General features: G+C 64.5%; 11 protein-coding genes. 6 read left to right on the top strand and 5 right to left on the bottom strand.

Annotated elements, in window-relative coordinates:
- Positions 1 to 80 precede the first annotated feature (80 nt).
- Positions 81 to 1583, bottom strand: a complete 1503-nt coding sequence (locus Q2M23_RS12310; RefSeq protein WP_316395748.1) for an NAD(P)/FAD-dependent oxidoreductase — start codon at positions 1581 to 1583, stop codon at positions 81 to 83.
- Positions 1584 to 1673: 90 nt separating this feature from the next.
- The gene (locus Q2M23_RS12305; RefSeq protein ID WP_016847781.1) at positions 1674 to 2516 is read right to left on the bottom strand and encodes an AAA family ATPase; all 843 of its coding nucleotides are present in this window, start codon (positions 2514 to 2516) and stop codon (positions 1674 to 1676) included.
- A gap of 365 nt (positions 2517 to 2881) precedes the next feature.
- On the opposite strand from Q2M23_RS12305, the gene Q2M23_RS12300 reads away from it, so the two are divergent.
- The 3 genes from Q2M23_RS12300 (at position 2882) to sseA (ending at position 5560) form a co-directional block, all read left to right on the top strand.
- Complete coding sequence (locus Q2M23_RS12300) at positions 2882 to 4057, top strand: vWA domain-containing protein (protein ID WP_016847779.1); 1176 nt, start codon at positions 2882 to 2884, stop codon at positions 4055 to 4057.
- 132 nt (positions 4058 to 4189) lie between these two features.
- On the top strand, positions 4190 to 4603 hold the full coding sequence (locus tag Q2M23_RS12295) for a rhodanese-like domain-containing protein (RefSeq protein WP_316395747.1): 414 nt from the start codon (positions 4190 to 4192) through the stop codon (positions 4601 to 4603).
- A 99-nt stretch (positions 4604 to 4702) separates the two neighbouring features.
- The gene (gene sseA, locus Q2M23_RS12290; protein ID WP_253625586.1) at positions 4703 to 5560 is read left to right on the top strand and encodes a 3-mercaptopyruvate sulfurtransferase; all 858 of its coding nucleotides are present in this window, start codon (positions 4703 to 4705) and stop codon (positions 5558 to 5560) included.
- A 17-nt stretch (positions 5561 to 5577) separates the two neighbouring features.
- On the opposite strand, the gene Q2M23_RS12285 is transcribed toward sseA, so the two are convergent.
- Positions 5578 to 6405: a hypothetical protein gene (locus Q2M23_RS12285; RefSeq protein WP_316395746.1), complete on the bottom strand. Its 828-nt coding sequence runs from the start codon at positions 6403 to 6405 to the stop codon at positions 5578 to 5580.
- Between the two features lie 329 nt (positions 6406 to 6734).
- Between Q2M23_RS12285 and Q2M23_RS12280 the strand changes: the two genes are divergently transcribed.
- Together Q2M23_RS12280 and Q2M23_RS12275 are read left to right on the top strand one after the other, a co-directional pair.
- Positions 6735 to 7979: a L,D-transpeptidase gene (locus Q2M23_RS12280; RefSeq protein ID WP_316395745.1), complete on the top strand. Its 1245-nt coding sequence runs from the start codon at positions 6735 to 6737 to the stop codon at positions 7977 to 7979.
- Positions 7980 to 8081: 102 nt separating this feature from the next.
- Positions 8082 to 8825: a DUF4336 domain-containing protein gene (locus tag Q2M23_RS12275; RefSeq protein ID WP_229193191.1), complete on the top strand. Its 744-nt coding sequence runs from the start codon at positions 8082 to 8084 to the stop codon at positions 8823 to 8825.
- A gap of 18 nt (positions 8826 to 8843) precedes the next feature.
- Here Q2M23_RS12275 and Q2M23_RS12270 read toward each other — a convergent pair whose 3' ends face one another.
- The gene (locus Q2M23_RS12270; RefSeq protein ID WP_316395743.1) at positions 8844 to 9806 is read right to left on the bottom strand and encodes a D-2-hydroxyacid dehydrogenase family protein; all 963 of its coding nucleotides are present in this window, start codon (positions 9804 to 9806) and stop codon (positions 8844 to 8846) included.
- A 117-nt stretch (positions 9807 to 9923) separates the two neighbouring features.
- Positions 9924 to 10169 (bottom strand): hypothetical protein, encoded by a 246-nt coding sequence (locus tag Q2M23_RS12265; protein ID WP_057019128.1) that lies wholly within the window; start codon positions 10167 to 10169, stop codon positions 9924 to 9926.
- A gap of 273 nt (positions 10170 to 10442) precedes the next feature.
- Here Q2M23_RS12265 and ettA point away from each other — a divergent pair, with 273 nt between their 5' ends.
- Positions 10443 to 12092 (top strand): energy-dependent translational throttle protein EttA, encoded by a 1650-nt coding sequence (gene ettA / locus Q2M23_RS12260; RefSeq protein ID WP_057019129.1) that lies wholly within the window; start codon positions 10443 to 10445, stop codon positions 12090 to 12092.
- The last annotated feature ends 96 nt before the right edge of the window (positions 12093 to 12188 follow it).

Here is a 12188-nt window from a genome sequence, read left to right as displayed (position 1 = left end):
GCACGACGGCCCGAGTGGGGCCGTGCATCCTTCGAGACGCGCTACGCGCTCCTCAGGATGACGGGACTAATATCAGGAGCTCAGCCGTAGACGAACGCCTTGTCCTTGAGGTCGATCGCCGGGAATTCGTCCTTCTCGGCCCAGTAATCCTGGTTGTGCTGCCACTCCGGCTTGTCGCCGCGCTTCGGCAAGAGGTGCATGCCGCGCATCATGTAGCCGGGGTTGAAGTTCTCCGGATCGATCCACGGCAGCAGCGGCATGTTGTGGTCTTCGGGGCGCAGTTCCGGCGTCACCTTGTTCGCGCCGGTCGCCTTCATGTGCTGCAGCAGGCGGCAGACGAAGTCGCCGACCAGATCGACGCGCAAGGTCCAGCTGGCGCGGAAATAGCCGAACACCCAGACGAGGTTCGGCACGCCGGTGAACATCATGCCGCGATAGGTCACGGTATCGGCGAAGTCGAGCGGCTTGCCGTCGATCTCGAAGTCGATGCCGCCGTTGGCGGAGAGGTGGAAGCCGGTCGCGGTGATAATGATGTCGGCCTCGAGCTGCTTGCCGGACTTGAGCAGGATGCCCGTCTCGGTGAAGCGGTCGATCTCGTCGGTGACGACCGACGCCTTGCCGCCCTTGATGGCGTGGAACAGGTCGGCATCCGGCACGAAGGCGATGCGCTGCCGCCACGGCCGGTAGCTCGGCGTGAAGTGGGTGGCAATGTCGTAGTCCTTGCCGAGGACGGCTTCGACCGCCGCCAGCAGGTCCTTCTTGGCGCCCTCGGGCTCGGCGAAGGTCCGCCTGGTGAAGGCGTCCTGCTCGAACAGTATCTTGCGGCGGGTGATCTCGTGGATCCAGTGCTCGTCGACCTGCAGCCTGCGCAGCTCCTCGGCGATCTCGATGGCGTTGCGGCCGGTGCGGAAATAGGTCGGCGAACGCTGCAGCATGGTGACATGGCCGGCGTCCTTGGCCATCGCCGGGATCAGGGTCGCGGCGGTGGCGCCGGAGCCGATCACGACCACGCGCTTGCCCTTGTAGTCGAGGTCGTCGGGCCAGGTCTGCGGATGCACGACGGTGCCCTTGAACTTCGCCATGTCGGTCCATTCGGGCGTATAGCCCGCGTCGTGGCGATAATAGCCCTGGCACATCCAGAAGAAGTTGGTGGTGAAGCGCAGCCGCTCGCCGGTGTCGATGCGCGTCGCATCGATGGTCCAGAGATTGGTTTCGTTCGACCACTTCGCCGCGGTGATGGTGTGGCGATAGCGGATGTGACGGGCGATGTCGTTCTCCTCGATCACCTCGCCCATGTACTTCAGGATCTCGGCCGCGGTCGCGATCGGCGCGCTGGTCCACGGCTTGAAGCGATAGCCGAAGGTGTGCAGGTCGCTGTCGGAGCGGATGCCGGGATAGCGGTGGGTGGACCAGGTACCGCCAAAAGTCTTCTGCGTCTCCAGCACCACGAAGCTGGTGCCGGGGCATTGCGTGGTGAGGTGGTAGGCGGCGCCGATGCCGGAGATGCCGGCGCCTGCGATCAGGACGTCGAAGTGCTCTGTCGTGACGGGCTCGGCGGCCCGGATCTGGGTTTGGACGTTCATCTTCCCTGGTCTTCTTGCTTGTTGGCTTGTTTGTTGAGCTGCAGAAGCAAAACGCCGGAGCCATCGCCCCGGCGTTTGCCGATATCGGAACTAGACTTCGCGGCGGCTGAGGAAAGCGAGCCGCTCGAACAGATGCACATCCTGCTCGTTCTTGAGCAGCGCGCCATGCAGCGGCGGGATCAGCTTGCGCGGATCGCGCTCGCGCAGCATCTCGGGGGTGATGTCCTCGTTCAACAGCAGCTTGAGCCAGTCGAGCAGTTCCGAGGTCGAGGGCTTCTTCTTCAGGCCCGGCACCTCGCGGACTTCGAAGAAGATCCGCAGCGCCTCTTCCACCAGGCGCTTCTTGATACCGGGGAAATGCACGTCGACGATCTTGCCCATCGTCTCGTTGTCGGGGAACTTGATGTAGTGGAAGAAGCAGCGGCGCAGGAAGGCGTCCGGCAGTTCCTTCTCGTTGTTCGACGTGATCATCACGATCGGGCGCAGCTTCGCCTTGATGGTCTCGCCGGTCTCGTAGACGTGGAATTCCATGCGGTCGAGTTCGAGCAGCAGATCGTTGGGGAATTCGATGTCGGCCTTGTCGATCTCGTCGATCAGCAGCACCGGGCGCTTCTCGTTGGTGAAGGCCTCCCACAGCTTGCCGCGCTTGATGTAGTTCTTGATGTCGGACACGCGGGCGTCGCCGAGCTGGCTGTCGCGCAGTCGCGAGACGGCATCGTATTCGTAGAGGCCCTGCTGCGCCTTGGTGGTCGACTTGATGTGCCAGGTCAAAAGCGGCGCGTCGATCGCCTTGGCGACTTCCTCGGCCAGTACGGTCTTGCCGGTGCCGGGCTCGCCCTTCACCAGCAGCGGGCGCTCGAGCACGATGGCGGCATTGACGGCGACCTTGAGGTCATCGGTGGCGACGTAGTCCTTGGTACCCGTGAATTTCATCTATCTGTTTGCCTTGCTTCGTTCGTCGGCGGCCCGGGCCCCCACACGAAACGACCGCTCTCGCAGCGGTCGCATGTCCTCTCCGATATCTTGTCCGCTACAATTCTAATTGAAAAAGCCGGGCGGTCTAGCGCGGATTCCGCAGCGCAGCGGTACCGATGTGGGCTTCCGCATGGAATGTCATGCATCATCTTTCCGCTCTGCGGAATGATCGCCGGCGTGGCGCGACCTTGCCGCGATGGCGCGGGCGCCGCCACGGACCGACGGCGGCGGAGGTAACCCGGTGAAAGTGGATGGCTGATCTCGGGATGAAGCACGGCCGGGGGCCCTTGACGCCACCGGCCCAGCGGGCGATCTAGGTGGGTATGTTCCTGCAGTTTTTCACATCGCTGCGCGACGCCCAGGTCCCCGTGACGCTACGGGAATATCTGACCTTGATGGAAGCGCTTGACGCCGATCTCGCCGAGCAGACGGTCGAGAACTTCTACTATTTGTCGCGCGCCGCGCTGGTGAAGGACGAACGCAATCTCGACAAGTTCGACCGCGTGTTCGGCACCGTGTTCAAGGGGCTCGAGAGCCTGCTCGACGCCATGGGCAAGGCGGAGATCCCCGAGGAGTGGCTGAAGAAGCTCGCCGAGAAATATCTCACCGAGGAAGAGAAGAAGCAGATCGAGGCCATGGGCTGGGACAAGCTCATGGAGACCCTGAAGAAGCGGCTCGAGGAACAGAAGGGCCGCCACCAGGGCGGCAGCAAGTGGATCGGCACCGCCGGCACCTCGCCGTTCGGCGCCCATGGCTATAATCCCGAGGGCGTGCGGATCGGGCAGGAGAAGAACCGCAACAACCGCGCCGTGAAGGTGTGGGACAAGCGCGAGTTCAAGGATCTCGACGGCAATGTCGAGCTCGGCATCCGCAACATCAAGGTGGCGCTGCGGCGGCTGCGCAAGTTCGCGCGCACCGGCGCGCCAGACGAGCTCGACCTCGACACCACGATCAAGGAGACCGCCAACCACGGCTATCTCGACGTGCACATGCGCCCCGAGCGGCGCAACGCGGTCAAGGTGCTGGTGTTCTTCGATATCGGCGGCTCGATGGATTCGCATATCGAGCAGGTCGAGGAACTGTTCTCGGCCGCCAAGAGCGAATTCAAGCACATGGAGTATTTCTACTTCCACAACTGCCTCTATGAAGGCGTCTGGAAGCAGAACAAGCGGCGCTTCACCGATCGCACGCCGACCTGGGACGTGCTGCACAAATATCCGCACGACTACAAGGTGGTGTTCGTGGGCGACGCCTCGATGTCGCCTTACGAGATCATGGTTCCCGGCGGCTCGGTCGAGCATGTCAATGAAGAGGCCGGCTCGGTCTGGCTCGATCGAATCATCCGCACCTATCCGCACGCGGTGTGGCTCAATCCGGTGGCGCAGAAGCACTGGGACTATTCGGAATCGACCACCATCATCCGCCGCCTGTTCTCCGAACGCATGTATCCGATCACGATCGAAGGTCTGGAGAACGCGATGCGGGAGTTGGTGCGGTAACCAATCCCGTCATTCCGGACGGTCCATGGGATCGATCCGGAATCTCGAGTTGATGAAATTCGATCGTCATTCCGGGTTCGATGCTGCCGCATCGCCCCAGAATGACGATCAAGAAAAGCCAGGGAGAGCCCCATGCCCCAGAACATCCACCGCGGCATCAAGGTGATGATCGACGAGGCCAATGCCGAGATCGAGACCATCAGCGCGGCCGACGCGATCACGCTGATCGGCAAGAACGACGTCGTCATCGTCGACATCCGCGATCCCCGCGAGATCGAGCGCGACGGCAAGATCCCCGGCGCGTTCTCCTGCACCCGCGGCATGCTGGAGTTCTGGATCGATCCGAACAGCCCCTATGCCAAGCCGATCTTCCAGGAAGACAAGAAGTTCATCTTCCACTGCGCCGGCGGCCTGCGCTCGGCGCTCGCCGCCAAGACCGCAAAGGACATGGGCCTGAAGCCGGTCGCGCATATGGGCGGCGGCTATGCCGCCTGGCGCGAGGCCGGCGGGCCGATCGAGGCGTGGGAGCCGAAGAAGAAGGGCTAGGCAGGATGTCACACGCGGGCTTGACCCGCGTGTCCATCGCTTCAAGGCAAGATGGATTGCCGGATCAAGTCCGGCAATGACGATGGAGAAACACGCAAGATGACGATGACCGACGATCCGCTCGTTTCGACCGAATGGCTGGCTGCGCATCTCGGCGATGCCAACGTCAAGGTGCTCGACGCGACCTTCAAGCTGCCCGGCGTGCTGCCATTGCCGAAGGACGATTATCTCGCCGCGCATCTGCCGGGTGCTGTGTTCTTCGATGTCGACGCGGTGTCCGACCATGCCAATCCGCTGCCGCACATGTTTCCGAGCGCCGAGCAGTTCGGCCGCGACATCGGTGCGCTTGGCATCGGCAATGCCGACACCGTGGTGATCTACGATTCCGGCGGCTGGGTCGCGGCACCGCGCGCCTGGTGGATGTTCCTGTCCTATGGCCATCGCAACGTGCGCATTCTCAACGGCGGTTTGAAGAAGTGGCGCGCCGAGGGCAGGGCGGTCGAGAGCGGCGAGGTGAAGCCGAAGCCTGCGACCTTCAAGGCGAGCTACGATCCGCAGCGCGTGCGCAGCATCGAGCAGATGATCGCCAATGTCGAAAGCCGTGCCGAGCAGGTGATCGATGCGCGCGCCGCCGACCGCTTCGAAGGCCGCGCGCCGGAGCCGCGTCCGGGCATCCGCGCCGGCCACATCCCAGGCGCCCGCAACGTGCCCTACAACCAATTGTTCGATGCCGCGACCGGCGAGATGAAGCCGCTCGATGACCTGCGCAAGTCGTTCGTGGGCGCCGGCGTGAAGCTCGATGCGCCCATCGTCACGAGCTGCGGGTCCGGCGTCTCGGCCGGCGTGCTGACGCTTGCGCTCTACCGGCTCGGCGTCACCGAGAGCGCGCTCTATGACGGCTCGTGGTCGGAATGGGGGCAGGCGAGCGGCCCGCCGATCGCAACGGGGCCGGCCTGACAGGTCGTTCCTGCTTGCTAGCGCCGGGTGAGCGGCACCAGGGTCGGCTGGCCGAACGGATCGAGCTGCTGCTGCTGAACGACCTGCCGAACCGGCGGCGCGCGGACAATCCGCCGCCGCTCCTTGCGATGTGCCGGCTTGCTGACCGCGCTGCGCTCCGGCTTCTTCGCCTCAGCGGCCTTCGGCGCTACCGGCACTTCGACAACAACTTCGGGCCCACCCAGCGTTGCGATCTTGGTCGCGGCCGCGATCGCCTCGGGTGATGGCGGCGGGGCGGGCTCCGGCGCTGCCATTGCGGGTGCCGGCGGCGGAAGCGCGGGCTCGCTGGGGGCAGGCGGATCGGCGACGGCGGCGACCTTGGCCTCCGTAGCTGCCGGTGCGGCTTCGGCGGCAGCGGGCGTCGGCTCCGATGCCGCCGAGGGATCTGCGGTCGGAGTCTGAGCCGCAGTGTCGGCGGATTGGGCCGGCGCCGGGGTCCCCGTGGCTTGGGCCTCCGGCTTCGGCGGAGCGGGTGGGACCGGATCATCCGCCGTCACGGCGGCGACCTTCTCCGGCTCGGCTGCAGGGGCGGCGATCTCAGCGGGAGCGGCCGGCTCGGACGGGGCTGCCGGCGTATCGGTCGTCACCTTGTCGGCGGCGGGCGGATCGACCCGCACCATGGCAAGCACCGGCGGGGTCTCGGGCTGCTGCGCGAATTGCGGCTCGGGCGGCGGCGCCCGGCGGGCCGGAATGCTGGCGAACTCTTCATGCGCCGCGCGGAACAGCGCGGCTGCCCCTAACCCGAACACCAGAAGCGAAGTCGCCAGCACGACCGCGGCGAACAGAAAACGAAGGCCGGGGAGCATGGGCGCGGGTTCCCCCTTCTGCGGGAGGGTCTTCGATGTCGAGGGAACGCGGTGACCACACAAGAAAGCCGGCGTCGCGAGCGCGAATCAGGCCGATTCGAAGATATCGCAACGTCCCGGGACTGTTTGTTACAAAATGCGGGTGATTGATGACTTTGGCCACGTGGACAAACATTCCCGACCCGTGAGACATCTTTGCCGCAGCGTTGACGCGAAATCACAAAAGGCCCGGAATAGCCCGGGTTTCGCGGATTTGTCTTGAATGCGCCGCTATCTTCCTGCATTGGGCCGTTAACAGTCCGGTGTGGCTTGGGGACTATAACAGAGCAATGATGATCAACCGCATTCTGACGATTTGCGCTGCCGCGGCTCTCGGCGTGGCAGGAACCTCGCTTGCGCATGCGCAGCAGGGTTATCCGGCGCCCCAAGGCACCGCCTATTCGACGGCGCCCCAGCCCTACCCCCAAGGCAGCATACCGGATTTCGACGCACTCAATGACGATGACGGGCAGGATTCGGCTGCATTGCCGCCGCCCGGCCCGGTGCTGTCGCCGAACGACCCGCGCTATGGCCGTCCGGCGAATGCGCCCGCCTATTCCGATCGTGGCGCGCCGACCGGTCCGGTGATGTCGCCGGACGATCCGCGCTATGGCCGCCCGATGAATGCTCCTCCGGTCTATTCCGACCGTGGCGCGCCGACTGGGCCAGTGATGTCGCCCGATGATCCCCGCTATGGCCGTCCGATGGGGCCGCCGCCGGTGATCTACGGCGATCGTGTGGGTGCGCAACAAGCCAATCGCGACAATGGCGTTCCGGCCGCCGGTGTTTCCTACGGCGACGACCGCGGCGGCATGCGTCCGCCCGAGGGCGTTACCGGAGCCGTGCCGCAGCAGCAGGCGCCGGTTGATGCCAACGGCAAGCCGGTGCAGATCGCGGCGCTGCCGCCGGACGAGCAGCCAGAAGACGCCCCGGCGCAACTGCCGCCGAAACTGCGTCGCCAGGAAGTGTCGTTCGCGACCAAGGAGCCGGCAGGCACGATCGTTGTCGATACGTCGAACACCTACCTCTATTACATCCTGGGCAACGGCCGGGCGATCCGTTACGGCGTCCGTGTCGGCCGCGACGGCTTCACCTGGACCGGCGTGCAGAAGATCACCCGTAAGGCCGAGTGGCCGGATTGGCATCCGCCGACCGAGATGATCGAGCGTCAGCCCTATCTGCCGCGCTTCATGGCCGGCGGACCCGGCAACCCGCTCGGCGCCCGCGCGATGTATCTCGGCTCGACCGTGTACCGTATTCACGGCACCAACCAGCCGTCGACCATCGGCAAGTTCGTCTCGTCGGGCTGCATCGGCATGCTGAACGAGGACGTCTCCGACCTGTTCGAGCGTGCCAAGGTCGGCACCCGCGTGGTTGTGCTGCCCGGTGGTCCGCCGCCGGGAACGGCGACGGCTTCTGCCGCGCCCGCGAACCCGATGGCTCCCTCTGCGGCCCAGGCTCAGGCGGCCGCGCCGCTGCCCGGCACGCAGCCGACCACGGTGCAGCCGCTGCCCGCACCGGTGACGGTGCGCTAGGCCAACCGGCAAGTTCATCATTGAAAAAGGCGCGCGAACAGCGCGCCTTTTTTTGTTGCAACAAGCCGCGCATTTCGACGTTGCAGCTTGGGAAGCAATGCGATGCAGGACGTCTGCGAGACCTATCCGCCGCTGAATGCGCCAAAGCCTGTCGCCGATGACGTATGGATGATCGATGGTCCGATCATCCGGTTCGGTCCGCGCTGGTTCAAGATGCCGTTTCCAACGCGCGCGACGATAGTTCGTCTGCCGGGTGGGCGGCTGTTCATTCACTCGCCGACACCATTGCTGGCCGAGCTCAAGGCCGCAATCGTTGAGCTGGGCGTACCGCGCTGGATCATCGGTCCGAACCGTCTGCATTACTGGTGGATTCCGCAATGGAATGCTGCCTATCCCGACGCGCGCATCTTCCTTGCGCCCGGGATCAAGCAACAGGCGGACAATCGGCTGACCTTCGAAGGCGAGCCACTGGAACGATCATCCGGCTATCCCTGGGATGAGTGGATCGCGACGCTGCCGGTGGCAGGCAGCTACATGACGGAGGTCGTGTTCTTCCATCTGCCGTCGCGGACATTGCTGCTGACGGACCTGATCGAGAATTTTGAGGCCGGACGAGTCCGCTCGCCGTTGATGCGGTTCCTGATCTGGCTCGGCGGCGTGCGCGATCCCGACGGCAGCACGCCAACCGATCTGCGCTCGACCTTCCTGCAGGACAGGGACGCGATGAAGGCCGCCGTCGACCGCATGATCGAATGGGATCCGGAGCGGATCATTCTCGCCCACGGGCGCTGGTACGACCGGGACGGCCGCGCCGAGCTCGAACGCGCGTTCCGCTGGCTCGGCTAGCCGCAGTGAATGCCGCTGTCAGGCCAGGCGCCGCGGCGGCTCGTTGCCCTTGGTGAAGGCATCGATGCACTCGACCATCTGCTGATAATGCGCCTGCAGGCTCTCGCGCGTCGCGTAGCCGAGATGCGGCGTGATCACGACGTTGTCGAGCTTGCGCAGCGGGTGATCCGACGGCAGCGGCTCGACCGAGAACACGTCGATGCCGGCGCCGGCGATCGTCTTGTCGCGCAGCGCCGCGAACAGGGCGTCCTCATCGACGATCGGCCCGCGCGCGGTGTTGACGAGATAGGCCGATGGCTTCATGCGGGCGAGATCGGCGGCGCCGACCAGTCCGCGCGAGCGCGGGCTCAGCACGACATGGATGGTGATGATGTCTGATGTCGCGAACAGCTCGTCCTTGCTGGCATAGCCGACGCCGGCCCCCTTGCACTTCTCGGGCGTCAGATTGGGACTCCAGGCGATGACGTTCATGCCGAACACCTTGGCCATGCCGGCGACCTTGCTGCCGAGCTTGCCGAGGCCGATGATGCCGAGCGTCTTGCCCTCGATCTCGGTACCGGCAAAGGTCTGCCAGGCCTCGCCGGCGTGCATGCGCGCATTCTCGCGGCCGATGCCGCGCGTCAGTTCCAGGATCAGGCCCATGGTCAGCGGCGCGGTGGGATCGCGGCTATATTGGGTGCCGCACAACACCACCTTGCGGTTCTTGGCGGCCTCCATGTCGATCGCCGCGTTGCGCATGCCTGACGTGATCAGGAGCTGCAGCCTGGGCAGCGCGTCGAGCAGGCTCTTCGGGAACGGGGTGCGCTCGCGCATCGCGCAGATGATCTCGAAATCCTTCAGCTTCGTCGCCGCTTCCGCCTCGCTCGCGAACGGCTTGTCGAACACGGTGACGTCGACCCGGTCCTTGACCTTCGGCCAGTCGGCCACCGAAAGCGCGATGTCAAAATAGTCGTCGAGGATTGCACAGCGGAGCCGCGTCATCGGGGAGGTCCATTCAGGGTGAGGACGACGGCGGGAGATCAACCGTCGGGATACCCGTCATGGTCGCGCGCAATCGGCAGGCGCGCAAGCGGCCGCGGTTTCAAAAAGCGGCGATTGTCACACGCGCGGCGACGGCTTCTTCGTGGCGCGGATATCGGCGAGCATCGAGCGGACCGCCGGCGACAGCGCCATCTGCTTGGCACGGCAGGCCGGACCCGGGCCGCGCATATAGTGCAGTTCCGGCCGGTAGGGATTGAAAGCCTTGGCGACGAAGGCGCGCCAAAAGGCGCGGAATTCGGCGAACAGCGTCGCCTCGCCTTTGGTCGTCGGGCGCGGAAGGGGTGCTGAAATGATGGTAGCCATGACGTGGCCTCAACTGTTTTGGCCGCGGTTCTGCCGCGAAAATCGCCGTTTTTCGACGTTGAGAACGAGTTTTGGCCTGATTTATTAAAAGATGGTTTCAATTGTCGTGATTCGGCGCACACATGACGTCGAACCCGTAATCATCCGTGGTGAAGCCGCGAAACGTGGTGAACGGACGGAAAACAGAGGTCCCGCGGTTGCGCTTTCGGGGGCCGGCCGTTACATCGGCGGCAGCAAAATTTCCACAAATCGGATCAATTCCAGGGACAGCGGATGGCTCGCCAGTTCATCTATTTCATGCAGGGTCTGACCAAGGCGTACCCGACCCGCAAGGTGCTCGATAACATCCATCTGAGCTTCTACCCGGACGCCAAGATCGGCGTGCTCGGCGTCAACGGCTCGGGCAAGTCGACGCTGCTCAAGATCATGGCCGGCCTCGACAAGGAGTATAACGGCGAGGCCTGGGTCGCCGAGGGCGCCCGCGTCGGCTATCTCGAGCAGGAGCCGCACCTCGATCCGGCACTCAACGTTCGTGAGAACGTCATGCAGGGCGTCGCCAAGCAGAAGGCGATCCTCGACCGCTACAACGAGCTTGCGGTCAACTATTCGGACGAGACCGCCGACGAGATGACCAAGCTGCAGGACGAGATCGAGGCCCAGGGCCTGTGGGATCTCGACAGCAAGGTCGACCAGGCGATGGACGCGCTGCGCTGCCCGCCCGACGATGCCGATGTCACAAAACTGTCCGGCGGTGAACGCCGCCGCGTGGCGCTGTGCCGCCTACTGCTCGACCAGCCGGAATTGCTGCTGCTGGACGAGCCGACCAACCATCTCGACGCCGAATCGGTGTCGTGGCTGGAAGGCCATCTGCGCAACTATCCCGGCGCGATCCTGATCGTGACCCACGACCGCTACTTCCTCGACAACGTCACGGGCTGGATCCTCGAACTCGACCGCGGCCGCGGCATCCCGTACGAGGGCAATTACTCGTCCTGGCTGGTGCAGAAGCAGAAGCGACTCGAGCAGGAAGGCCGCGAGGACGCCGCGCACCAGAAGACGCTGGCCCGCGAGCAGGAATGGGTGGCGTCCTCGCCGAAGGCGCGCCAGGCCAAGTCGAAGGCGCGCTACCAGCGCTATGAGGATCTGCTCAAGAAGGCGAGCGAGAAGCAGACCCAGACAGCGCAGATCATCATTCCGGTCGCCGAGCGGCTCGGCGCCAACGTCGTCGACTTCGAAGGTCTCAGCAAGGGATTTGGCGATCGCCTGCTGATCGACGATCTCACCTTCAAGCTGCCGCCCGGCGGCATCGTCGGCGTGATCGGTGCCAACGGCGCCGGCAAGACCACGCTGTTCAAGATGATCACCGAGCAGGAGACGCCGGACAAGGGCACCATCACGGTCGGCGAGACCGTGCATCTCGGCTATGTCGACCAGTCGCGCGACGCGCTCGAGGGCAACAAGACGGTGTGGGAGGAGATCTCCGGGGGCAACGAGCTGATCCTGCTCGGAAAGAAGGAAGTCAATTCGCGCGGCTACTGCTCGGCGTTCAACTTCAAGGGCGCTGACCAGCAGAAGAAGGTCGGCGCGTTGTCAGGCGGTGAGCGCAATCGCGTGCATCTCGCCAAGATGCTGAAGTCGGGCGCCAACGTGCTGCTGCTCGACGAACCGACCAACGACCTCGACGTCGACACGCTGCGCGCGCTGGAAGAGGCGCTCGAGGATTTCGCCGGTTGCGCCGTCATTATCAGCCATGACCGCTGGTTCCTCGACCGCATCGCGACCCACATCCTGGCCTTCGAGGGCGACAGCCATGTCGAATGGTTCGAGGGCAACTTCCAGGATTACGAAAAGGACAAGATGCGCCGGCTCGGCCAGGACAGCATCATTCCGCATCGCGTGAAGTACAAGAAGCTGACGCGCTGACCAGTATGAACGGTCGAACGCGGCATCTCGCCGCGCTCGACCGTTCTTCGTTGGCAGGATCGTGACGGCATCGCGGCGCAATGTGCGGCCAGTTGT

This window comes from Bradyrhizobium sp. 33ap4, from assembly GCF_032654765.1.
Lineage (GTDB): Bacteria > Pseudomonadota > Alphaproteobacteria > Rhizobiales > Xanthobacteraceae > Bradyrhizobium > Bradyrhizobium australafricanum.
The sequence above is the reverse complement of the archived record's forward strand: the minus strand, read 5'-3'. Positions and strand labels throughout refer to the sequence as shown.